This is a genomic window from Alicyclobacillus sp. TC, from assembly GCF_016804365.1.
GTDB lineage: Bacteria > Bacillota > Bacilli > Alicyclobacillales > Alicyclobacillaceae > Alicyclobacillus_I > Alicyclobacillus_I tolerans.
In genome coordinates this window covers 654,596-678,829 of the sequence record NZ_CP044434.1, presented here as the reverse complement: position 1 = coordinate 678,829, position 24,234 = coordinate 654,596, and the positions used below count along the sequence as shown (strand labels likewise).

Annotated in this window: 18 protein-coding genes and 1 riboswitch; of the genes, 3 read left to right on the top strand and 15 right to left on the bottom strand. The window is 43.1% G+C overall.

The window, feature by feature from the left end; translation table 11 throughout:
- Window positions 1-41: 41 nt before the first annotated feature.
- From FY534_RS03260 to FY534_RS03230, 7 genes are all read right to left on the bottom strand, one after another.
- Window positions 42-5,348: a trifunctional serine/threonine-protein kinase/ATP-binding protein/sensor histidine kinase gene (locus tag FY534_RS03260; RefSeq protein WP_203115200.1), complete on the bottom strand. Its 5,307-nt coding sequence runs from the start codon at window positions 5,346-5,348 to the stop codon at window positions 42-44.
- A gap of 116 nt (window positions 5,349-5,464) precedes the next feature.
- On the bottom strand, window positions 5,465-6,742 hold the full coding sequence (locus FY534_RS03255; protein ID WP_203115199.1) for an MFS transporter: 1,278 nt from the start codon (window positions 6,740-6,742) through the stop codon (window positions 5,465-5,467).
- 35 nt (window positions 6,743-6,777) lie between these two features.
- Window positions 6,778-7,242, bottom strand: coding sequence for a Crp/Fnr family transcriptional regulator (locus tag FY534_RS03250; protein ID WP_238413641.1), 465 nt, complete (start codon window positions 7,240-7,242; stop codon window positions 6,778-6,780).
- 126 nt (window positions 7,243-7,368) lie between these two features.
- On the bottom strand, window positions 7,369-9,384 hold the full coding sequence (locus FY534_RS03245; RefSeq protein ID WP_203115197.1) for a hypothetical protein: 2,016 nt from the start codon (window positions 9,382-9,384) through the stop codon (window positions 7,369-7,371).
- 93 nt (window positions 9,385-9,477) lie between these two features.
- On the bottom strand, window positions 9,478-10,890 hold the full coding sequence (locus tag FY534_RS03240) for an FAD-binding oxidoreductase (protein ID WP_203115517.1): 1,413 nt from the start codon (window positions 10,888-10,890) through the stop codon (window positions 9,478-9,480).
- 112 nt (window positions 10,891-11,002) lie between these two features.
- Window positions 11,003-11,377 (bottom strand): ArsR/SmtB family transcription factor, encoded by a 375-nt coding sequence (locus tag FY534_RS03235; protein ID WP_203115196.1) that lies wholly within the window; start codon window positions 11,375-11,377, stop codon window positions 11,003-11,005.
- A gap of 33 nt (window positions 11,378-11,410) precedes the next feature.
- A complete protein-coding gene (locus tag FY534_RS03230) occupies window positions 11,411-12,691 on the bottom strand; it encodes an MFS transporter (RefSeq protein ID WP_203115195.1) in 1,281 nt (426 codons plus the stop codon).
- A gap of 400 nt (window positions 12,692-13,091) precedes the next feature.
- Here FY534_RS03230 and FY534_RS03225 point away from each other — a divergent pair, with 400 nt between their 5' ends.
- Window positions 13,092-13,358 (top strand): AbrB/MazE/SpoVT family DNA-binding domain-containing protein, encoded by a 267-nt coding sequence (locus tag FY534_RS03225; RefSeq protein WP_083574171.1) that lies wholly within the window; start codon window positions 13,092-13,094, stop codon window positions 13,356-13,358.
- The gene (locus FY534_RS03220; protein WP_203115194.1) at window positions 13,355-13,744 is read left to right on the top strand and encodes a type II toxin-antitoxin system death-on-curing family toxin; all 390 of its coding nucleotides are present in this window, start codon (window positions 13,355-13,357) and stop codon (window positions 13,742-13,744) included. The genes FY534_RS03225 and FY534_RS03220 overlap by 4 nt, the downstream gene beginning before the upstream one ends.
- A 345-nt stretch (window positions 13,745-14,089) precedes the next feature.
- On the opposite strand, the gene kynU is transcribed toward FY534_RS03220, so the two are convergent.
- From kynU to FY534_RS03200, 4 genes are all read right to left on the bottom strand, one after another.
- Complete coding sequence (gene kynU, locus FY534_RS03215) at window positions 14,090-15,388, bottom strand: kynureninase (protein ID WP_203115193.1); 1,299 nt, start codon at window positions 15,386-15,388, stop codon at window positions 14,090-14,092.
- A gap of 60 nt (window positions 15,389-15,448) precedes the next feature.
- Window positions 15,449-17,257 (bottom strand): M3 family metallopeptidase, encoded by a 1,809-nt coding sequence (locus tag FY534_RS03210; protein WP_203115192.1) that lies wholly within the window; start codon window positions 17,255-17,257, stop codon window positions 15,449-15,451.
- A 107-nt stretch (window positions 17,258-17,364) separates the two neighbouring features.
- Entirely contained in the window at window positions 17,365-18,333 is a 969-nt protein-coding gene (gene gluQRS, locus FY534_RS03205) for a tRNA glutamyl-Q(34) synthetase GluQRS (protein WP_370541545.1), read from the bottom strand.
- Window positions 18,334-18,347: 14 nt separating this feature from the next.
- Entirely contained in the window at window positions 18,348-18,962 is a 615-nt protein-coding gene (locus FY534_RS03200) for a DedA family protein (protein ID WP_203115190.1), read from the bottom strand.
- 100 nt (window positions 18,963-19,062) lie between these two features.
- Between FY534_RS03200 and FY534_RS03195 the strand changes: the two genes are divergently transcribed.
- Window positions 19,063-19,701 (top strand): phosphatase PAP2 family protein, encoded by a 639-nt coding sequence (locus FY534_RS03195; RefSeq protein ID WP_203115189.1) that lies wholly within the window; start codon window positions 19,063-19,065, stop codon window positions 19,699-19,701.
- A 61-nt stretch (window positions 19,702-19,762) separates the two neighbouring features.
- Here FY534_RS03195 and FY534_RS03190 read toward each other — a convergent pair whose 3' ends face one another.
- From FY534_RS03190 to thiC, 4 genes are all read right to left on the bottom strand, one after another.
- The gene (locus FY534_RS03190; protein WP_203115188.1) at window positions 19,763-20,638 is read right to left on the bottom strand and encodes a hypothetical protein; all 876 of its coding nucleotides are present in this window, start codon (window positions 20,636-20,638) and stop codon (window positions 19,763-19,765) included.
- Window positions 20,635-21,048, bottom strand: a complete 414-nt coding sequence (locus FY534_RS03185) for a hypothetical protein (protein WP_203115187.1) — start codon at window positions 21,046-21,048, stop codon at window positions 20,635-20,637. The genes FY534_RS03190 and FY534_RS03185 overlap by 4 nt, the downstream gene beginning before the upstream one ends.
- Window positions 21,048-21,584: an RNA polymerase sigma factor gene (locus FY534_RS03180; protein ID WP_072873909.1), complete on the bottom strand. Its 537-nt coding sequence runs from the start codon at window positions 21,582-21,584 to the stop codon at window positions 21,048-21,050. The genes FY534_RS03185 and FY534_RS03180 overlap by 1 nt, the downstream gene beginning before the upstream one ends.
- 114 nt (window positions 21,585-21,698) lie before the next feature.
- Window positions 21,699-23,456, bottom strand: coding sequence for a phosphomethylpyrimidine synthase ThiC (gene thiC, locus FY534_RS03175; RefSeq protein WP_238413640.1), 1,758 nt, complete (start codon window positions 23,454-23,456; stop codon window positions 21,699-21,701).
- An 84-nt stretch (window positions 23,457-23,540) separates the two neighbouring features.
- Window positions 23,541-23,648, bottom strand: a riboswitch (TPP riboswitch).
- Between the last annotated feature and the right edge of the window lie 586 nt (window positions 23,649-24,234).

Here is a 24,234-nt window from a genome sequence, read left to right as displayed (position 1 = left end):
CCCCACTTACCATTCCGTTGTATCTATATTGACACATGTTCTTATTGCAAAACGTTTCCTGTTTGGCGTATAGGAAGCGTGATCGTAAAGGTTGTACCTTGCCCTAAACGACTATCGACTTCAATCCGACCGTGATGAAGTTCTATGATGCCGTAGCTAATAGACAATCCAAGCCCTGTTCCGAGACCAACTTCCTTTGTAGTAAAAAACGGTTCGAAAATACGTCGCATCACTTCTTTAGATATGCCGACTCCCGTATCGGAAATGCGAATCTGTACAAATTCTTCGATGTGACGAACAGAAATACGTATTTCACCTTGATCGGGAATAGCCTGAATGGCATTCGACAAGAGATTCATATAGACCTGATTCAACTTACCCGGATAACATTCAATCTCTGGAACGTCTTCATAGTCTCGAACAATCCGAATTCGACGTTCATAGCTACGATGAAGCAATGTAAGTGTCGAATCAATACCTTCAGTGACGCTGGCCAGTTTTACATCATCCTCATCCAGACGAGAGAAGGCTCGCAAGCCTTTCACAATTTCCGCTGTCCGACTACCACCCTCTTCAATACCAGAAACAAGCTGCAAGACTTCCTCTACCGTGTAATCGAGATCGATCTGTTCTTCCTTGTTCATGATAGCTTGGAATTTATCTACAAGACCTTGCTCTCTAATGGCTTCTCTGTACGATTTTAAGAGTTCAATGAGATCTTCGATATCGCGGCGAAGCGGAGCCGTGCTGGACACAACAAAATTGATAGGATTATTAATTTCATGGGCCACACCTGCCGTAAGTTGACCCAGTGAGGCCATTTTTTCCGACTCAATCATCTGTTGTTGGGTTCGTTTCAGTTCGTTGGTCCGCTCAATCACCAAACGATCCAAGCTTTCATACATCATGGCATTTTCCATAGAGATTGCCATCTGTCCAGAAAGCAATATCAACAGTTCAATACGATCTGATGTAAATACATGTGTGGCCAAACTATTTTCCAAATATAGAATAGCAACAATCTTCCCTTGCTTCAGAACGGGCAAACAAAGAATCGATTTGGCACGTTTCTTACGTATATGTGGATCGCGCACAAACCGACCTTCCCTGCTGGCATGATGGAGAATAACTAATTCCTGAGTGCGCAAGGCATACTGAACCACTCCGAATGACACATCATCAGACATGTGGACCAGAACTGTCTTCTGTATATCCGCTGTTCCATCGGCGGTCGCTGAAGCGGCTATGACCCACTCTTCATCCTGTTTGAGAATCCAATACCCGCTCTCCGCACCTGCGCTCTCGATGGCAAACAACAGCAAGGTAGACAACAATTGATCGAGGCGAATTTCGCTTGAAATTGCTTGCGACACTTTGAGAATCGTTGCTATATCAAGTTGCCTGCGTTTCGGTTCTTTGGTACTAGATGAAATCGCACTGGAAATGAGTCCAGGGAATTTGTCACCACTCTCGCCAAGGTTCAACAGATACCCATAAGTATCTTCCAATTGTTGAACTTTTCCGTGTGCTCCCCATCGGCTGTAAAGGTAGCGAGCCTCTGCCAGATAGACTTGAGCAATTTTAGGCTGTTTCCGGGCAAGAAACAGTTTGGCTGCACATTCATTGGCAATTGCCTCATTTTGCAAATAGCCATCTCGTTTAGCGGTTTGAATGGCAGCCTCGTAAAGGTCAACTGCACGATGCCATAACCCAGATAATCGGGCTGATTCAGCTTTAAGCAATAAATATTTGTGTTCATAGTTCTGGGGACAAAGCTCAGACCATATTTGAAACAATTTTACAATTCTCCGCAATCTATTCATTGCAGGAACTACCTGAGTATCCGGTGCAGCCGCTAAAATCAGCCCATAATAAAACGCGTGCTCTGGTACCAGAAAAGTAGAACAGTCAAGACTGGACTTGAATAATTGATACCCTTCTTCCCCAGCTGCAACGGCTTCATGTGAACGATTAAAAAGATAGGCACGAACGCATTGCAAAAAACTTTCAGTTAATTTCACATCAGATGCAAAACCTGCAAATTGTTCTACCTCTATCCATTGCCGATTCTTTGTCCAATCTGGATTTTGAAGTTCTTCAGCAACGATTTCTAACATACGACAGACTTGGATAGGAAACGGTAACGAAAAAGATTCAGCAACCGTTCGCTGCTTTTGAAGTTCACGAGTCAAAGTATCGAGTGTTTCCGCACAGGAGAAAAGCACGAGCATCTTACATCCACTATGCAAAACCGCAAAACTTTCTGCCCCAATCGATTTAATGCCTTCAAAGTATTCATCTAAAGCGTCTACCGTGGACATTAAATGGTTGCGCCAGTGATTAAGCGTCGTGGCAAACGTCACGGAAACATTCATTTTGGCGCGCATATATTGGCCCTCAGCACCATCTCGAAAACGTTCCACCACTTCTCTGGCAAAATTCCCCCAGCGATAAGCGTCTTCAATATCTTCTTTTCGCCAAAATTGTCTGAGATGAACTGGAGCTAGAAAACCTATGGCCGAATCCGGGCAAAAACCATATTTAATGGAAAGTTCAGCGACTTTCAACCAAAGATAGGATATCCACTCTGGTTGGCTTGTCACAGAATTGGAAGTCACCTGTACAATACGGAGAACGATTTGCAAGGCTTTATCAGCTTTAGGTGATGAAGTCAGCATTCGTTCTTCACCAACAGCCACCAATTGCTTAAATGTGCGATATTGTTCGAGCGCTACTCTGCGACTCATACGCTTTGGCAGTTTGATACCATATAATTGTACGGCCGATCTCGCTGTGTCCATCATGGAAGCATACTCATAACGCATGGTAAACACATTCAACTTACACATATGAGCTTCCAGCTTATCGAGTGGCGTCTGTGCGTGAGCTAACACCTCTTCGGCCATCGTAAGCGTATGGTCGTAATGATTACAGAGAAATTCGTGTTTCATTCGCTCAATATACAATTGACTCGTGAGACCATATCGTTCTTTCCAATCGAGTTCATCAAGAAATGCTGCTCCTGCAGTAAAGAAGCGATTAGCCTCGTCAAACAATGCCAACCGATTGGCTTCCCTTCCGGCCAGCAAATTGATTTCTGCAGCTTGTTGGCGTATTTCACGTGCCTGAATAACGTCTATTGCAGCATTAAAATGAGCGGCCAATTCAAATACTCGCTGCACCAGCTCTTCAGATGACAACTTTCGCAAATAATACTGAGCAATCTTAAAATGCGTATGTGCCTTAACAACGGGATCGAGCAAGGAATAGACAGCTTCTTGAATACGCGCATGGGCAAATTGCAGGATTAGAGTTTTATCCCAGGTGGTATCTTCCAGTTTCGTCAGGAAAATTTGTTCTGAGGAATTTGCTGTGCGAACGGGTTCAATAAACCCGTACTCCAAACACTCCAGCATACGTTCATACGCCTTTTCTAAAGGAACTCCAGCGATGAATGCGCAGTCGTGTATTTCAAATTTTGCTCCAAAACAGGCGGTTTGACCTAGCCATACTCGTTCTTCTTCAGGCAACTCCGACAAACTTTGCGACAGAAAATCAACGACATTGTCGGTACAATGAATACGTCTTACGCCTTCTATATCCCATCTCCATACTTTTTCATGGTTGTCATACCATAAAAAAGAAGAACGGTAAATAGAATCTAACAATTGATGCACAAAGAACGCATTTCCCGATGTCTTTTCTACCATAATCTTGGCTAGGGGAAGAACGCGTTCTTCATTCGTCAACAAAGTATCCGCCAAAAGTTCAGCTACCGCCTTCACGCTGAGTGGACGAAGTTTGCAGTAAGACACGAAAAAAGAACCTCTGCCACGTGCGAAAAGCGACTCCTCTATTACGTCCTCTGTTCGATATGTCATCAGAAACAACATATGGTGAAACTCCACGTCGCTCGCCATGGAACTCAAAAACTTGCGCGTGTAGGAATCCGCCCATTGACAATCGTCCAGATAAACCACAATCGCCTCTTGACTATTGGCAAAAGCACGAAATAAATTTTTTAGGATGCGCTCCATTAGAACCGCATAAGCAGCTTCATTCAAAGATGGGATTACTCCTTGCCCCCCAAACACCTGTTTGGCGAAAGGAATCAAGCCCTGAACATAAGGAACATCGTCCTTCAGTATGGAAACCAAACGATCTTTCCATACATTTACAACATCGTCAGGCAATTCGAGAAGCCCCTCAAACAATTGTCCACAGCTTTGTAAAATAGCAGAATAAGGAATATTTTGATCATCCTTGTGAAAGGTTCCTCCAACCACATAAGAAGACATTTCACGCAACTGATTTGAAAACTCAGATAAAAGCATAGATTTGCCCATGCCTTCTTCACCGCGAATGATAAAAAATTCCACTCCTCCTGCGGCTGCCCGTTCGTGCGCTTGAACAACCTGTTGCCAGACATCGTCACGCTCATATAATTTTCTGGATGGATGAAAACCCATGACGGCATCTTGAAGACCTATAGGAAAGTGAGGAATATTACCTTTATCCTTCCAGTGCTCTAAGCAGATTTGCAAATCCGCCCGAACACCGTAGGCACTTTGATAACGATCTTCCGGATTTTTAGAGAGACATTTGAGAATAATGCTCGAAAGCACACGGGGTATGGTTTTATCCACTATATCGGGTGACTTTGGTTCACGTGCTAGATGCGCGTGAATCATCTCAAGCGCGTCAGAAAAATCAAATGGAGGATGTTCTGTAAACATTTCGTACAGAGTGACCCCAAGAGAATAAATATCTGTCCGATAATCAACACTTCGGTTCATTCGTCCCGTTTGCTCAGGTGACATATAGGGTAGTGTACCCGTCAAGGCATCGCTGCGTACTGCCTCCACTTGTTCTCGCAAAAATCTTGTGGACTCACCAAAATCGATGATTTTGACAGATTTGTGATCGGATTGCACCAATATATTCGCAGGATTTAAATCACGGTGGGTAATTCGTTTGGTATGGATACGCTCCAAACATTCGCAAAGAGAAATAGCAAGTTCTAGTTTCTCAGCAATACTGAGCTTATGCTTGCGCAAATAGCCAGACAACGATTCTGTTCCGCTATCTTCGAGAATCAAAACAGGCACATGTTCCACTTGCAATAGACGATATACCCGAATGGCACCTTCGCCATTCAATTCTTGAAGTATTTCGTATTCATGAGAATACTTAGCAATTTCTGAAGGTTGAGGATAACGAGTAGCTGGCATTTTTAGAATGACTGGGCGCGAAGTACTCGACTCTATAGCTCGTAGGACAAGAGTATGCGAAGACTCGTTTAGTGTCTCAGTCACATCGCACCCCGGAATATGAAAAACGAAAGGCAATGGAAACGCTCCCCTATAGCGTTTTTTACAAGGCTTCCTATACCCCTTCATTATCGTTTTTCTCTGCGCAAAACACAATGCAAATATCAATTTTTTTACAAATAATCCACTATCAATTATACGTTTGAATGACCCTCCACCTCTAACGACACACTTTGCGACACCACAATAGCTCGCCGAGCATTGATAAAACAGATCACGGAAAGTACAGCCAATGCTAACGCTCCTGTGTATAGCCAACCTGAACTCATCTGAGCAATCAACGATGGACCAATTGCATATCCCGCAAACATTCCCAAGAACAGAGAAGTATTTAAAGCAGCAAAAGATGTAGCCGGTTGTTCTTTATCCACTGCGTCAACCATGACCTCATTGATTTTGGGCATCGCAGTAACCTCACCAAGTCCGTAGAAACAAATGCCTATATACCAACCAATGACTGATCCGGAAAATCCGGCGACCACCAGTCCAATACCTAGAACAAGAATACCTGTGGATAAGACTCCTAAAACACTCTTTTTCTTTGTGATACGAGCAAGAATAGGCGTGAGAAAAAGTGCTATGGCTGCAACTTCTGTATTAATAAATCCATAAAATTTCGATCCTTCTGTAAATTTCTCCGACATATAAAGCGGTACGGTGGACGTCAGCTGTACTTCTAGCATGATGTAGAAAAAAAGGGCAAAAAAAGTCCACCGCAGTCTACGATTGGCCTGCAACATGCTCATGGATTGAAGAAAAGAAGGTGGTCTGACGTTTTTTGTAGCAGAAGCCTCACTTCCGCTTGGTTTTTGTGTTTTTAAGGGAGAATCCAGTAAGAGTAAGACACAGAGCGACATGACGACCATCAAAATAGATGACACCACAAACACGTTGGCTTTCGCACCTGCTCCAAGCAGTAAAGCAGCAACAGGCGGGCCAACGATGATGGATAAATTATTTAGCCAGTATAGATAAGTCTGCGCTGTACCCGCCTGTTCCTCGGAGACACGCCCTTTCAAGAGTGCTTGCGCGCCACTGCGAGTAGTAGCCATACACAGTCCCAGTACAGCTGAAAGTATAAAAAGTTCAAAAAATGAACGAAAGAAGGCGAAACCTGCCATACAAAATCCGGAAAGCAAAAGCGCAGAAGCATATGCCTTGCGAATACCTATGAAATCTGAAACATAGCCTCCAACAACTCCAAACAAAGCACCGCATAGCGGCATGATGGCAATTAGGACACCAGCTTCCAAAGAAGAAAAATGCAGAGCATGATGATAGTAAAGAATGAAAAACGGCTGTGCCATGTAAGTGGATAGTGATGTCACAAAAGCAGCCGTCAGTATGAGCAATACGGAAGGCTTTAAAACACTAGGGGTTTTTCGGATTACGTGACCTTCTAATTGGGCCATTTGATTTTATCTCCTATCCCTATTCCAGAATTTTTCTACACTATGAATTGATTCATACGGCGCAAACGCTCTGAAAGCACGCAACCGATATCAAACAAAATCCCCAAAGCGAGATGTGGATTGGAATCACTTAAACGTTCAAATGCCGACCAAGGAAGCATACGCATTTCTCCATTGGTAACAGCTCGCACAGTTGCCGATCTCGGTTTTCCATCGAGAAAAGATTGTTCACCAAAAATGCACCCAGCAGCTAATCTGCTTAAACGTCTATCTTCGCCTTCTGTTGAGAAGAGTACAACTTCCAGTTCACCTGTCAATACAATGTACAAAGCGCGATCAATTTCTCCCTGTTGCAATACCAAATCACCTTGTTTGAATTGCACTATCTCTGTCTGAGCAAGTAAAGCAGACCAGTCTTCAGCGCTACGATTGCGCATAAAACGTACAACATCTTCTTCACCGATGTTTTCTTCATTGTCAAAAGCAGATAAATTTAACATCATCTTCACCTCCTGTTTCTCTCTATCGATTACAGACTACTTCTGATATCGAATGTACCTGAATTAACTGTTTCATACATTCCAACATTGTCTCAAACAAACACAATTATCTCTCTCCAACAAATTTTAAGAACGAAGCGCGAGCGTAAAATGATGATGAGCTTGTGCCAGTACTCGATAGTACGTCGTGCGGCTCATAGCCAAGCGGTGAGCAATCGCAATCACCGTACCTGGCCGATCCATATAAGTGATGCGCAAAAGTCGTTGCTGCTCACGAGTGAGCGGAGGTGGAATTTGGTCGGCAACAAGAATACCAACCAATTTATCTCGCAGTTCACTAACAGTGAGATTCATCTTTCTTTCGCGAACAAACGTATCTAAATATTCCAAATGATGAAGATGCTGCAAAATTTCCCGCACATCATCCTCACTCAAAATAAGCTCATGCTCATGGGCTGTGCGCAATTCCACCCCATTCTCAGATGGATAATGAACAGATAAAGCATGAGCTTGTTGAAGTTCTTCTTTTTTCAGTTGCAAAGTATAAAGTGGTATACCCGAATTTTTTTGAACGCCAGAAACGGATACGGTTTTCAACCATGGATGAAAACGAAGATACGTAGGTATAGACGCTTGCCCCAAGAAAATTAACGGTTGTACATGGGAACTTTGACTAGCAAGCTGGTAACAGAGAAATCTTGTTCGCCACTCATCCAACGTACTATCCAGAACGTCAGGAGAATGCACCATCAGTAAGACCAAAGGGGCAGCATCAAGTGCCATGCCTAGCTCTTTTTCCAAATGGGAAAGTTTAGCCATCTGCGCTCTGATTCGTTTCGGAAGATGTTCATAATGAGACACAACCATTTGCATAGCTGCAATTTGTCCTTCTCTATCTTCCAGAACACGGATACCTTGAGTATTTTGCTCGGCCATTTGTTCAAACCAATCGACCATCTCTTCCTGTCCGCCTGATGCATCCAGAGAATGCGGTATTTTTTCTAACCAGTCCATTAACTGCTGCCTTTTCTCTTTACCTGATGGAACAATAATTTGATAGAAATCATCTTGATAAAATAAAGAGTTGGTCTGGGGAAAAAGCAATTGTTGATGAGTTTGAGCCTCACTGAGCAATAAACACAATTGAGAGAACCAGTATCTTTTTCGTTCTGACGTTGATTCCTGTTCGATTCTCTCCAAGAACAGTAAAACTGCTTTTTTACTCCATTCTTGTGCCCGTCGCGGCATTCTATGATGAAAATCCAATCTTAATAGATAAGCTACTACTGGATGAATAACGAGATCACCCAATTGATGCTGAATATAGGAAAGGTTGGAGACACGACGGTAGGTCAACCAACTGACTTCTTTCCTAAGAAAGTCACACATATCTTCTTGGTTCCCTTCCAGCATAAACGCTAGAGAACACAAAACATCCATTGTATCCGTATCGTCAATGGAATCTGTCAATATTGCGAAAAGATTAGGAAATCCTTCATTAGTAAATCTATGTATTGGATTCGCATCCTGATAAACAAAATCTGTCAGAATCATGGGATGACCTGCACTTAGCCCAATCATCTGATGAATAACCAGCGAATCTAAATGAGGTGAAAAAGAACGTAAAAATTGTGTAGCCTCTTGACGAGTAAAAGGTTCCAGATACATGTCATGCCATGCAGTCAACAACCAAGTATGACAATATTGATGGATGGAACTTCTGGATCGTTTGATTAAAACAAGGAGAAGATTGTGTTTTGGCATACAGCGAATCCATTGATTCGATATATAATTTTCCGTTTCAGATTGGGTATCCAAATGATCTACAAAGAGGATGAAAGGTTCTTGTAAACTATTGGAATGGACATCTGCTGGAGAATCCATAGATTGGGATACAATTCTGGACTTAGATATCTCTTGAAGACAATGCATGACACGTTCGCTGTCTAACAAAGCACAATCTATCCACTCAGTTTGTGCAGCATTTTCACTTGATACTTCTTCAAAATAACGCATCAAAAATGTTTTCCCTACTCCTGGTATTCCGGATACAAATAGGACTGTCGTCCGTCGATTCTGACTAGAAAGCCAATGCAAAAACCATTCTTTCTCTACTTCTCGTCCTATCAACTTTTCACCCATTGACCTTTACCCCCGCACACATCCATAGCCTGCCAACCATATTGTAAGACAGACTATGGATAAGAAACTAGTTTGCAAGACACAGTTATCCGCTTAATCTGGCAAAATATTAGGATTGAAACAAAAGATATTTTCTGGGTCATATTGACGTTTTACAGCAGAAAGTCTCTCGTAGTTATGGCCATAAGACGCTCGCACAACTTTTTGAGGATCATGTTCAAGACCTGCCATATTGAGATAGGTTGCTAAAGACGGTTGCTGACAAGATAATTTTTGATGAAATTCGTCCACCCATCCTTTCCCCTCTTCCATTGTGCTTATGCCTGGCACAGCAAGCGATTCCATTATGACAAGCGCTTCGGCATCACGTTGGCCAAAGGCAGTTTCATGGGCTGGGATTTCTGCCATACGTCCTCCCAGAATCCATACCATACCCATGGATGTTGGTCCTGCTTTATCGAGTGCGTTTGTGATGGTTGAAATGGAGATATCGTCTATTGATCTCAAATAAATAGATTTACCATACGCAGGAATTCCTACAGGAATGCGTTCATCCAATTGGGTGTGAAGATGTGTGTAATTAACCGGCCCACACAAATCGAGCAGTGGTTCTGCAATTGAACGCAGCGGAGCAATTTCACGTGCAGCATATTCCATGTCCTCACTTGCATGCATTCCACTTAAACTGACGATTTTCTTTCCTATCAAAAAATCTGGGACGTGGGGAAGTGGAGGAATAGTGTGAATAGCAATATTAAAACTGACATCATGATGGCCCTCTCGCAAATAATTGCGACAGACTTGTAATATTTTTGTTAAATCTACTATGGAATACATCAGATGAATACCGTAAACCATAGGTCCTATTGGACGTGCTTGAAATGTAAACGAAGTCGCTATACCAAAGTTTCCACCACCCCCACGAATGGCAAAAAACAATTCCGAGTTTTCAACTTCATTGACACGAATCAGATGACCATCCGCTAACACTATCTCCGCTTCTAAAAGATGATCACAGGTTAAACCATACTTACGCCGCAGATAACCCATACCACCGCCAAGTGTCAAACCTGCAATGCCAACTTTCGAAACATCGCCAGTTGGAACAGCAAGACCGTATTTCTGTGTTTCCCGAATCACGTCGCCAGCCTGCGCGCCACTCTGAACCTTAACGGTCTGACTTGCTAAGTCTACTTTTACTTCACGCATTGCTGAAGTATCAATCAACACACCACCTTCACAAGTGCCATAACCCGCAATATGGTGGGTTCCCCCACGCACAGCCACAGCAAGTTTTTGAGAACGTGCAAAACGCACCGTTGTCATAACATCTTTTTCATTTTGACAATTCACAATAACCGCAGGCCGTTTATCAAATAATCCGTTCCATACTTTACGACGTTCATTGTACTGAACATGTTCTGGAAACAGCACTTCCCCTGAAATCATACTCTCTAACTTATCTCGACTCATCTCTTCTACAGTGATGAAGTTCTTGCCTAACATTGACACACACCTCTCCAATGAATCTCACTTGTTGAGAACATCGTATATCGTGCCAATGTTTCAAAAATCCCGACGTATGTTTCTATCGTACCAATTCATCAACAACTAGCGTTCAAAAGTTGGCCTTTTCATCCTCTTTGTCCAATTCTTTTGGAATCATAGACTGAATCCAGCGTTCTAATTTTTTTAATGTGTCCACTCGACAATAATAGTAGTGCCACGTTCCTTTTTGTTCATGGCCAACCAAACCGGCCTGCCTTAAAATAGACAAATGCCGCGATACCGTTGATTGGGGTAACTTCAACAACTTACTCAAATCTTGTACACAAACACCATTGACCGTTTCACCATCCAGGTGACAAAAATATTGTTTTTCGCCTAGTATTTTCAAAAGAGATCGACGAATTGGATCTGCCAATGCTTTACAAACCACGTCAATCTTCCCTTGACTGTCCAACCATTCATAGGTCTCGTTAACATGGAACATCTATAAAATCACTTCCCTCAATGAAATACACATTTATTCAAAACCGTTCTTTTTCATAAAACGATGGGGATGCGTCTCCTTCATTCGCAATAGGACAATCATCATGGAGGCCAAGACTATCAACCCAATCACAAACAAGCTAGACTGCATACCCATGGAATGAATGGTCATACTGAGCAGAAGTCCACCAATCGCATATCCGCCATCACGCCACAAGCGATAGACACCGAGTACACCACCACGAATTGCAGGTGGAGCAACGTCTGCTACTGCTGAATTTAAATTGGGATAAAGTAGCGCCATACCAAGCCCCATGCTAGCCGCTGTTATAAGCCACTCTATCAGACCATCCACCCATCCAAAAATCAAAATACCAAGTCCCAAGAACGCCATACCTATCACAATGGGCGGTTTTCTTCCTATATAATCAGATAAAATTCCTGTCCCAAACTGAGCAAATCCCCACACAACCGTGTAAGTTCCTCCAATCAGTCCGATATCCATAATGGATACATGTAATTGTGCTAAATATAGCGGTAACATGGCCCAAACCAGTGTATCTACTAGCTTGTTCACCATTCCAGCTTGACTACATGCAGATAATGTTGGATTGGCGATAGTGGTTGTCCAGAGAATATGCCAAACGCCAGATTTTTCAACACTTTTCTGTTGTTGTTGCAAATTCAGAGATGATGAAATACTCGCTTCTTGAATGACGTGACCACGAGTTTCTCGGATAATCCCTATACTGATACCAAGACCCGCCAGCAAAACTATTGCACCATATACAAAAGGTGCTTGTACAAGTCCATCATGCGCTGCAATCATTCCGGTTAAAGTTGTCGAAATCGCTACACCAATATATCCTGTCGCTTCATTAATACCCATGGCCAGTCCCCGCTGCTTAGGTCCAGCGAGATCGAGCTGCTGCGTCACTGTCATGGTCCACGCAAAAGCCTGATTGGCTCCGAGAAAAATATTTGCAATAATGACAGACGTCCAAGTGTGAACAAATAAAAGAAGCAAAATCATTGGAATCGCAAATACCCATCCACTTATCAGAACAGGTCTCCGACCGAATCTGTCAGAAAGTTGACCTGCTACCAGATTGAGTGCTGCTTTGGTTACGCCAAAAGCAATGATAAATGCAAAAATAACGGTGATTGAAGTAATGTGATAAACATTTTTACCTAAGAGGGGAATAATGGTCCGCTCTAACCCTACTGTCATACCAACCAAAATCGTCATCATAACCAACCAGAGAAATTGACGCAAATTCGGCATAAGACCGAGCGAATTATACTGTGCGTCCATAGATTTCACTCCAATACGCTAAAGAATCACTCCCAAACATTATATCTGTATTTCCGGATTTATAAATATATCATCGCCGTATCCATCGTTAAGATGAGGCCGGCATGTATGAACGCATTCATAAGGATGACGAAACCCATGCTTCGGTTCCAATCATTCGTGACTGCCGAAAAGACACTTACTGGGATAGGTGTTTGAAGAAGCACATAGATACATAAACGAGGAAGAAAGTGCGAATGACAAGCTTGGAATGGGCTAGCTTTTTTCAACCTCAAAATCACACATCATGATCCCGATGTTTAAGTGGTTCTGTGTACTTTTTTTGTTTGAGCGTTATAATCGTTATAACATGTATAACGTTTCCTGAGTAACGTAAAGATAGGAGGAGAAACCTTTGCCAATGGGGGCAGTACCGATGGAACCTGTACACCGGAAAGTCACGAAAATCGGGAACAGTTTAGGTGTGACCTTTAATAAAGAACTGTTGAAGAGAATTAATGTAGACCTTGGTGATGATCTTGAAATCATCGTAAACGAGAATGAAGGTGAAATCGTGCTTCGGAAATCTCCCAAAGTTCCACAAGGACTTGATCCGAGATTTTTTGAGGTCTTGCAAGCTAATGTGGATCAATATCGTAAGACCATCGAAGGTTTGAAAGACAGATGACCCAATTTCTGACCGAAGAAGAAGTGATTGCGATAAATCTTTGGGTAATACAGGAGTTTTCGTCAGGTGAACAGACCGGAGTGAAGTCTCCAGATTTACTCAATTCGGCGGTAAATCGGCCTAAACAATCGGTGTTCGGTGAGGATGCTTACCCAACGATTTTTGCAAAGGGAGCTGCACTTTTTGAATCGCTAGCGCAAAATCATGCGTTCCATAGTGCCAATAAACGCACGGTTTTTCTATCTCTGCTTCAGTTTCTAGGGTACAACGGGTACACCTTCGTAATGGACCAAAACGTAGCTGAAGACTTCGTGGTCGATGTGGTGAACCATCACTACACGTTTGAGCAGATTGTTGAAATCATTGAATTGCATAGCCACAAATAAGCTGGTTCTGGTGCAAAAACCACTTGAGTGCTACGATCGCCGTATCCATCGTTAAGATGAGGCCGGCATGTATGAACGCATTCATAAGGATGACGAAACCCATGCTTCGGTTCCAGCCATTCGTGACTGCCGAAAAGACACTTACTGGGATAGAGGCTATGCATATGCTACAAAAGAAGCAGGTTGATATGCAGCGCACGCCTGCTTGTTCCATTGTCCCGCTCATCGATTACCTGTTTGAAACATCCGCCTAATCAATGGATCGCAAACGGGCCAATCTACGCTGCTCGCAATCTTTGCACCAGAACCAAATATTTCAAATCAAACAATGCAATCCATTCACACTTAGGCAATCACCTCACGTTGTTTTTCAAACGCTTCATAACTTTTGTTTTCCATAACTTGTATGATTCGTTCGACCGCTTCTAGAACATCAGTAAATGAGGTATAGAGTGGGACAGGTGCTAACCGAACAACGTCTGGTGCGCGATAATCAGGAATGACTCCCACTTGCTTCATTGCTTTACATATTCGAATGGCCTCAGGATGAATCAAACACACATGTCCGCCTCGGCGTTCCGGTTCGCGAGGATTGCCAATTTGAAACCCATAAGGTGAAAGATAGGTTTCTGCCAAATCGATGAGAAATTCCGTGAGTTGAAGTGACTTAGATCGAATGGCTTGGATTCCAGCTTGCTGAAAGATTTCCAACGAACCCAAAAGTGGGGCCAAGCTAAGCACATGCGGCGTTCCAATCTGAAATCTTCCTGCTCCTTCAGCTGGCGTGAAATCATGTAACATATCAAACTGTACTTCTTTGTCCGATCCAAACCATCCAGCCAATCCCGGCAACCTATGATGATGTCGAGGATGAACATATAGACCTGCCACACTACCTGGACCAGCATTGAGATATTTATAGTGGCACCAGAACGCAAAATCAACGTCCCATGACTGTAATTCGTGCGGCATAATGCCAATCGAATGACATAAATCAAAGCCAATCAGAATACCACGTTGTCGTGCTGCTTGCGCTAATTGTGGCATAGAAAGGTATTGACCGCTCCGATAGAATACCGAAGGGAGGAGCACCAGCGAAACATCATCTGTCATGGCTAGCGTAATATCTTCTTCCCGTACGGTCAGACCATCGTGACTCTGAACAAGGACAAGAGCATCTTTAGCCTCTAGCCCATGAAGCCGCAAATGACTCTGAATGGCGTAGATATCGGAAGGAAAATCTAGTGAAGTCGCTACAATTTTATACCGTTGGCTGGTGGGTTGATAAAAAGTGGCGAGCAACTGATGTAAATTGACCGTGGTCGATCCGGTTGCAATAACATTCTCCTTGTCTGCACCTACCCAATTTGCCAATTCTCTGCTCAATTCCTCAGACAATTGAAACCAAGGGTGCCTCCCCTGGCTCCAACCGTCAATAGCATATTGTCTCCAACTATCCAGCATCGAAAGTACCGCCCGTTCTGCTGGTTTAGATAACAATCCAAGAGAATTGCCATCTAAATAAATGCTTTCTTCGGGAAGATAAAACTGTTGACGAAACTCCGACAACAAATCCGCCTGATCAAGTTTAAAAGCAGTTTGTTGAAGTGTTTTTGGTAAATAACACCCGTCTTGCTTCTCCATCGCTAACCATCCTTTTCTTGAAAAACCATCTATTGACCTTGGCAAACGAATATAAGTAACTTATGGATATAGGTTTTCTAAATCGTCAATTCGTTTTCCCACATAAGAGATAGCCTCTTGAAACGGCTGTTCAGTATTCATATCGATATCCATTCTTTGAAACGCGTCTAAGGCGTGCACGCTTCCACCTAATTTTAAGATTTCCAACCAATTCGTCATCACATTCTCACCGCGTTCCAACCGAGCAGCCAGTACCGTAGATGCTGTCAAGCCAACCGCATACGTATAGGGGTAGAGACCACTGTAGTAATGAGCCTGTCTCATCCATGTCATCTCCGCGCCCTCATCCAAATGAACACTGTCACCCCAAAAATCTTTTAGAATGTCCAGTTGAACAGTATCCAGTACTCCCGCAGTTAACGGTTGCCCCTCATCAGCTAAACGATATAACCTGCGCAATAACTCAGCTTCAATCAAATGAGTAACAAAATTGTGGTGAAAAGTAAGTAGTTGCATACTGTGAATTTCAGCTACTGCTTGTTCGCCATGAGAACTTCGTAAATAATGCGCCAAAAGATGCTCATGAAAAGTGGAAGGAGCTTCAACAAACAGACGGCTTGAGGAACGATTTTGTTGAACCTGATGCTCAGCAGCCAAGACAGCGTGTCCAGCATGTCCCAGTTCATGCGCTACGATAAACATGTCATACAAGGTATGGTGATATGGAGCAAAAACATACGGATGCACACCGGCAATGGGATAACAATATGCGCCTTGTAATGCGCCTATATTATCGCCGCGATAAATCCAGCGTTCATAAAAAGCTCTCTCTATCAACTTCTGATAATCTTTACCGAGTGGAGAAACCGCTTCTGGTATACTCTTCGTCACTGTTGAAAACGGAACATGTTCAGAATGCGCAACCAAAGGAGCCTTGACATCCCAAAAATGCAATCGCTCCATTCCCCAAACACGACTGCGCAGACGCGCATATCTGCGCATTTGTGGAGCCAGCTCCTTCATAAACACGTTTAAAACTCGTTCAAAAAAAGAAACGGGTACTTGATCAGCCCAGTCGCCAAAAGTTGTAGATTGATGTAATAGCATATCAGCCGTTGACGAATAGCCTCTCAATTTTGCTAGAGTCACATTTTTTTGAATTTCCGTTACCAATGACATAGCTAATGTATGGTGATAAGGTTTTAGACCCGCTACCAAAGATTTGTAAGCGCGCTGCCGAAACTCCTTGTCTGTAGATGATTCGGCACGGATTAATACACTAAAGGGTGTCACAGCAAATTCCTGTCCTTGTTCATCTGCTACAAGAGCAAATCTCATGTCAGCACCAGTCGTCGTTCTGTATAAGGTAGAAGGTGAAGACAGTACATCCCCCAGCACCGCCAATGTATGTTCAACTTCCGGATGCAAAACGTGCGCCTTGCTTTCTGCCAATTCTCTTAAAAATAACTGATACGATTTACACTCTTCTGATTCCGCAAATCGATGCAATGTTTCTTGAGAAAGCTTTAATAATCCATCCCGTTCACGCGTCAATTGTTCTTCTACCTTCATTCGAACATTTCGAGCTCGGGCAAATAAAGCTTGATGAATAGGATCCGTTCCATCTTCACTAAATCGCAGCATCGCGTAACCCATTACTCTGTTACACTGCTCTAGCAAAGCATCGCGAGCATGCAAATACTGCATCAACCGGGACTCATTCCACTCCATTTTTTCTGTATTTTCTCTCATTTGCTCTATCGTGTGATCGATGAGTTCCACTGCTTGTTGAAACTCATCTTCATTTTTGAAAATATCTTGCAGATTCCAAACTTCTTCTTCACGTATATCTTGACGTCGAACGCTCATCAAAAGCCTCCTCAACAGAAAAAGAATTCATACTTCTATAAATGTATTCATTTTTCAAACTTTATCTCCTTTAGATTTTTTTCGATTCATAGATAAAAGAAAGAAACCTAATAGGTCACATTGATACGCAGCCGTTTCTGACACTCCACAGACAATCGAAGTGGAGACTGCGGTATACGGGATATAGAAAAACAAGATAACAGTTCAGTTAATGAAAGCGGATCGGCCGTATCCGTTAGCCCTAATAGCCAACCTATCACCCCTATAATCTCCTCCGGATGAACTCCTGCCTGTCGCATGCCCAACAATGTGGCTGTTGAATTACGTTTGGCTATACGACGACCATATTCATCAAGCAAAAGTGGAGTATGTGCAAATGTGGGCGAGTCATATCCGAGTGCGCGGTATAACAACAGTTGGCGAGATGTCGAAGCCAGCAAATCAGCCCCCCGCAACACATGGGTTATGCCCATAGCTGCATCATCCACTACGACTGCTAGTTGGTAAGCCATCAAACTATCTGAACGACGGACAATAAAATCGCCGCCTTCCGATGGACGAATGTTCACTTCTCCATACACTTCGTCCGCAAAACCAATGTTCTGCTCAGGCACGCGAAAACGATAAGCAGGTGCTTTATGGCGGGCTTTTTCCACTCGTTCATGAGGCTTTAAATGACGGCAAATTCCTGGATATCGCGGCTCATCAGCAAACCATCCATGGGGCGCAATAAGCACATCCGCCAGTTCAGAACGACTGCAATAACATGGATAGAGCAAAGCTTGTTCTAAAAGCTTAGTAAACGCTGCATCGTATATCGTTTGACGATCGCGTTGCCGATAAGGCATATAGGGACCTCCGATATCTGGACCCTCATCCCAATCAAGACCAAGCCATTGCAAATCTTCTACAAGTTGATCGACAAATATCGATTTACACCGTTGCTGGTCAATATCTTCAATTCGCAGCAAAAATTCCCCACCCTGTGACCTAACATGCATCCAAGCAAGTACCGCGGTCAAAGCATTGCCTATATGCAGTAACCCTGTTGGACTTGGTGCAAAGCGTCCGCGCAAGATAACCTCCTCCCTTATCCATTTTTCTGTCCATGACGCCGTTTTGCCGTTCGCCATCTCCACCATACAACGAGCATCATCACTATGCCTATGCCCAAAACAACATACCACTCTCTATGACGTTCATCAGTCCACAAAACCCCTAAAAAGCGTCCTTCCAAAAGAAAAACAGCAGCCCAGAGAAAAGCACTAATGGAATTTAAAAGGGAAAATCTTATCATAGGCATACGTTCAAGACCAGCAATGTAAGGCACCAATACACGAATCACACTCACAAACTTTCCCCACAGCAGAATACTGATTTGATACTGTGCAAACTTGTTTTCAGCCTTCTTTAGACGCGCTTCTGTAACACCCACCCAGCGTCCAAATCGCAAGATGACGGGACGACCCAAAAAATAACCTATCCCATAAGCGATGGTCGAACCAGCAATATTACCAAAGGCAGATACAAGCAATAGCGGAAGAAAAGAAAACATACCCTGCGACCATTCCACTCCAGCTAGAGTCAGCGTCGTTTCTGCAGGAAACGGAAAACCAATCATTTCCGCAAGTAAAATGATAAATAATCCCTCGTAACCGTACTGATGAAGAAGATGTTGGATGAAAAATACCCCCCTGTTTCTCAAACAAATAAATGCTGAGAAAAAAATTTATAGCCAAATGAACTTCTTGCAAGTCCTGACCGTCTGTAATACTGTGACTATTTATAGAAAGAGGAGTGAATTCATGTTTCACGCGGCTTTACTCAATCCATTTGATACTGTTCTCTATCATCTCATCAACGGTCTAGCTGGACATAGCGTTTTACTCGACCAAGTCATGATTTTTTTTGCCAAGGATGCTCCAGAGATTTATGCGTTGCTCTTTCTTATTGCTTGGTTTACTCTTCCCAAACCAGATATCCAACGTCGACACGCTCTGATTATGGCAGGATTGGCAGGCATATTGGCATTGATCATCAATCTGATAATTTCACACATCTGGTTTCGGCCACGACCTTTTACTGTCTTTCCAAAAGGTTCGTTTAACCAGCTTATTCCTCATAGCAATGACGCTTCTTTTCCGAGCGATCATGCATCTGGGAGCTTTGGTTTTGCAGCCGGCTCTTGGGGACATAATAGTCGATGGATTAGTCGAACCTTTACCGTTATCGCGATTATTGTTATGGTTGCCCGTGTCTTTGTTGGTGTACACTACCCAACAGATGTCATTGGCGGTATGATCATCGGTATTTTTTCGGGGAAAGTGATGTGGAAGTTTTCGCGATGGATTTTTCCGCTTTCATCTTTCATTGCCAAGATTTTTCGATTTGGTCCCAAAACTACTGCAGTAACAAAAGAAGAAAAGCATTCTTCTACTCTATAACTTAAAATGAGATAACCATTAAAAAATGCGTGAAAAAGCAATGGATTCCTAAATACTCCCTTTAGGATGCCATCGCTTTTCCGCGTTTTCCTCGCTTCCTCCAAACTTCTCCTAACCATAGCGCTATCGTCCCTATTCCAATCAGCCAAAAGATACAAAAGAAAAGCAGACCAATCCAAGGAAGATTGCAGAAAGCCAACATCAGACCAGAGCCCATCATTGCTCTTACCCATTCTGGACGTTTCTGATTGGATTCTCGCCAAAATAAATCTCCTATCCAAAGAGCAACAACAGATAAACCCAAAATCCCAGCAATTACGAACAACACAACAGCAACTGCAGCAAGAGGAATGGCTATTAGTGTTACGGCCAAAAGCCCACTGACAGCCAGACAGATTACGGTCATCAGCAAACCAGCAATTCCCGCCGTGCGAGCCGAAGATTTTAAAATATTAAACGGTACCACTGTGTATTCTTGAAATACCCATGCAACTATTGTCGTTATAAGCAGCAAACCCATACTAAGCACAAGCATACCCATCCACAAAAGCAAAGCAAACATCCCGCCCAAAAGTACCCCGTTCCAAAACGGAGTGGACAGTGAAAGATGATATAACTGGTGAACATGCGCACCGTGATCGAGAAAAATTTGACCGCCTAAATCCACCAAGATATCTGCGCTTCCACTCGATGTCACGTGCACATTACCATTAATGACTGCCAAAATCTCATAGACATGGCCTGACAAATTGACGTTGTGTCCAAGAATAAGCGCATCATCTACAACTTGACCGCGCGCAATGCTTGTATTTTGTTGACGGAAGATGGTATATGCGCTGCGCACAGCGTAAACATTTCGCAAATGGAAAAAGGGTACCAGACAGACAAGGACTGCCACAGCGCCAATGGCCAACCCCATCCACCAACGTTTCTTCATAGTAGAACCTCGCTTTGTAGGCCTCGTAACAACTTTTTCAAACCATAAACTGACCCCAATAAACAGACGGCACACAAGAACGCAAACACACCCAGCCAACCATAACTCAATGGTATAGGCAAATGGCTTAACCCGTGAAAAATATCATATACAAGCGTTAACAAGGCCCTACATATCAGTCCGAAAGGTGACAACAACAAGGCTAGACAACAAACTGATCCCACGGAAATGATCAGTATGTAGATTATAGCCAATCGTTGAATCTGCTTTTGACGTCGAATATCCCAAATTTTTTGCATCACTTGCTCATGCAGATGAACAGGAGCAACCAGGGAAAGGAGATACTCCTGAACATCCACATCCACATCCACATCGTCCGTAAGTTTTTCGTCTTCTGAGGAATATTTCATTACAAAGTTCCCCTCTCTTCTTTTAAGATTTCACGCAGACGTGAGCGTGCATAATGCACGCGCGAACGAACCGTTCCAATGGGTATATCCAGCAAAACAGAAATCTCATCATATTCAAGTTCATGTACAGCACGTAAAATAGTTACGATTCGATGCTCTTCCGATAATTCACGCAAAGCCCGTTCTATATCCATACGAGTATCTATTGCTGGATGGGGATCGTGTGGCGTGGAAATTTTCTCAGAATCCAATTCAACACTGGGCCATTTTTGTTTGGCCTTCAAACAGTCAATTGCTGTACGAATTGCAATACGAATTAACCAAGTAGAGAAGGCTCGTTCGTCTTGCAATTTCTTTAGAGATTGAAAAGCTTTGATAAACGTTTCCTGGGTTACATCCTCCGCATCTACCCGGTTTTGCAAAATCCCATAAATTGTACTATAAACGTAATTCTGATAATTTTTCACAATACAACTGAACGCTTCATAGTCTCCCCGACGTGCTTTGCGAATGAGGTGAATATCTTCAAAATCCAAATAGACACCACCTCCATTCGCAACACATCGACTATTTCTCCAGAGACCCTGTGTCATCCTTGACAACCTTACAGACATGAACAATAAAGAAAAAGTTCATTGCAAAACATCAATTTAGGCCTGATAAATTTGACTTCCTGATTCACGAAATTCTTTTGCCTTTTCATCCATACCCGCACTTATGGCAGATTCTACACTTAATCCTTTAGCTTGCGCATATTCTCGTATGTCTTGCGTAATTCTCATGCTGCAAAATTTCGGTCCGCACATCGAACAAAAATGGGCAGTTTTAGCGGGTTCAGCAGGCAATGTTTCATCGTGATATGCGATTGCACGCTGTGGATCCAACGAAAGATGGAATTGATCACGCCAACGAAATTCAAAACGCGCTTTCGATAATGCATCATCCCGCTGTTGAGCATGCGGATGACCTTTTGCCAAGTCTGCCGCATGTGCAGCAATTTTATAAGCAATGACACCTTCCTTTACATCATCTTTATTAGGCAATCCCAAGTGTTCTTTGGGAGTTACATAACACAGCATAGCAGTTCCAAACCAACCAATCATGGCTGCTCCAATCGCCGATGTAATATGGTCATATCCAGGCGCGATATCCGTGGTTAGTGGACCGAGTGTATAAAAAGGTGCTTCATGACAAACTTCCATTTGCCGATCAACATTTTCCTTAATTTTGTGCATAGGGACGTGTCCTGGTCCCTCAATCATAACCTGGACATCGTGTTGCCAAGCTATTTTTGTCAATTCACCAAGTGTTTCAAGCTCGGCAAACTGAGCTTCATCATTCGCATCAGCAATAGAGCCTGGACGCAAACCATCTCCAAGCGAAAATGATACGTCATACGTCTTCATAATTTCGCAAATCTCTTCAAAATGCGTATATAGAAAGTTTTCTTGATGATGCGCCAAACACCAGGCAGCCATAATCGAACCGCCTCGAGAAACTATCCCTGTAACACGTTTGGCGGTCAGTGGTATATATCGCAGCAATACTCCGGCATGGATAGTAAAATAGTCCACACCCTGTTCGGCTTGCTCTATTAACGTATCTCGATAAATTTCCCACGTTAATGCTTCCGCTTCTCCTCCCACTTTTTCGAGAGCTTGGTATATTGGTACTGTCCCTATAGGTACAGGAGAATTACGAATAATCCACTCGCGAGTAGTATGGATATTTTTTCCTGTCGATAAATCCATGACTGTATCAGCACCCCAAAGTGTAGCCCATTTCATCTTATCTACTTCTGCCTCAATTGAAGAGGCTACAGCAGAATTCCCAATATTTGCATTGATTTTTGTGTAAAAGTTGCGACCAATAATCATTGGTTCACTCTCGGGGTGATTGATATTGGAAGGAATAATAGCGCGTCCGGAAGCAACTTCCTGACGAACAAACTCGGGATCTCTTCCTTCACGAATTGCGATAAACTCCATCTCGGGCGTCAATATTCCTTTTCTGGCATAATGCAACTGGGTTACATTGTGACCCTTTTTGGCTCGAAGAGGTTTACGAAGCAATCCAGGAAATATCTCTTGCTGAGAAGAGCCCGAAGATGCTTTTATACCATTATCAATAGGGAGAACTTGGCGCCCTTGATATTCCTCAACATCACCTCTTTCTAAAATCCATGGACGACGAATAGGAGCTAAGCCAGTTCGAATATCGGTATCACTATGAATATCGGTATAGGGTCCACTGGTATCATAAACTCGAATTGGCGAGTTTTCTTGATTTCCAAAACGTCCCGTAGAAGGAGATAACTGAATTTCTCTCATAGGTACTTGCAAATCTGACCGCGTTCCTTGGATATACACTTTTTTACTACAAGGAAAATAATCAATTTTTTCTGTCATCATAAACACTCTCCTTGGATATAAAATTTTGAATATGAAAAAAGACCGCCGGATAGTGTTTGCGGCGGTCTGCACAACCTAAAGGTATAAGTGCAATTGAATTCCTACGCTGGCATTATCCAGATCAGGTTGACGGTCGGTGTCCACAAACACCCTCTCAGCCCGGTTTGCCGAGCTCCCGTTTGCATGCATGAAATTGTAAACTCAACATACCACGGTTTGTGACATTCGACAATCTTTAAAATTGGTGAATGTTTAGAGGTTGGGTTTGAAGCTGCCCTCCTGATTCGATTTCAATCATGGAAGAAGTGGTAAAAATAAATTTTCCTTGACAAGGAGCCTATCTGCTTGTCAGCAACCGTTACAATGCGCCTTCTGAGGTAGTGGAGCATAGCTGAAAGCGCTGGTGTATGGTAGTCATGTTTCTTCGCACGGTAAAGCAAGAACTCGGAATGCTCGGTTGCCATTCACCAAACGAAAACCATATTCACGCTCTCATGACACTGTTATTCACGGCTGAAACGCTAGTTCGGTACATACCCTGGTAACAAAAAAAGCTGGAGAAGAAGATTGCACACGGCCAAGTGATCCGGAATCTAATCTGCATCCGTTGTCGTATCCGTCAAGCCGCTCGCCAAAATGAGCAAGACTCGATCGTAATCGTTCTTGACACAACCGCGGAATGTTTTGAAAGACTCATCTGCAAGTTTTGGCCAACTAAATTAGAATTGAGATGGTTTGAAGCTACCGATACCCACATATATGGTTAAAAGACGAA

Coding starts and splice junctions, on each gene's coding strand:
- FY534_RS03250 (WP_238413641.1), bottom strand. CDS start 7,242: ATGTTAAATTTATCTGCTTTTGACAATGAAGAAAACATCGGTGAAGAA.
- thiC (WP_238413640.1), bottom strand. CDS start 23,456: ATGACAGAAAAAATTGATTATTTTCCTTGTAGTAAAAAAGTGTATATC.
- FY534_RS03225 (WP_083574171.1), top strand. CDS start 13,092: ATGGGGGCAGTACCGATGGAACCTGTACACCGGAAAGTCACGAAAATC.
- FY534_RS03220 (WP_203115194.1), top strand. CDS start 13,355: ATGACCCAATTTCTGACCGAAGAAGAAGTGATTGCGATAAATCTTTGG.
- FY534_RS03245 (WP_203115197.1), bottom strand. CDS start 9,384: ATGGGTGAAAAGTTGATAGGACGAGAAGTAGAGAAAGAATGGTTTTTG.
- FY534_RS03230 (WP_203115195.1), bottom strand. CDS start 12,691: ATGGACGCACAGTATAATTCGCTCGGTCTTATGCCGAATTTGCGTCAA.
- FY534_RS03235 (WP_203115196.1), bottom strand. CDS start 11,377: ATGTTCCATGTTAACGAGACCTATGAATGGTTGGACAGTCAAGGGAAG.
- FY534_RS03190 (WP_203115188.1), bottom strand. CDS start 20,638: ATGAAGAAACGTTGGTGGATGGGGTTGGCCATTGGCGCTGTGGCAGTC.
- FY534_RS03255 (WP_203115199.1), bottom strand. CDS start 6,742: ATGGCCCAATTAGAAGGTCACGTAATCCGAAAAACCCCTAGTGTTTTA.
- FY534_RS03185 (WP_203115187.1), bottom strand. CDS start 21,048: ATGAAATATTCCTCAGAAGACGAAAAACTTACGGACGATGTGGATGTG.
- FY534_RS03240 (WP_203115517.1), bottom strand. CDS start 10,890: ATGTTAGGCAAGAACTTCATCACTGTAGAAGAGATGAGTCGAGATAAG.
- FY534_RS03210 (WP_203115192.1), bottom strand. CDS start 17,257: ATGAGCGTTCGACGTCAAGATATACGTGAAGAAGAAGTTTGGAATCTG.
- kynU (WP_203115193.1), bottom strand. CDS start 15,388: ATGGAGAAGCAAGACGGGTGTTATTTACCAAAAACACTTCAACAAACT.
- FY534_RS03195 (WP_203115189.1), top strand. CDS start 19,063: ATGTTTCACGCGGCTTTACTCAATCCATTTGATACTGTTCTCTATCAT.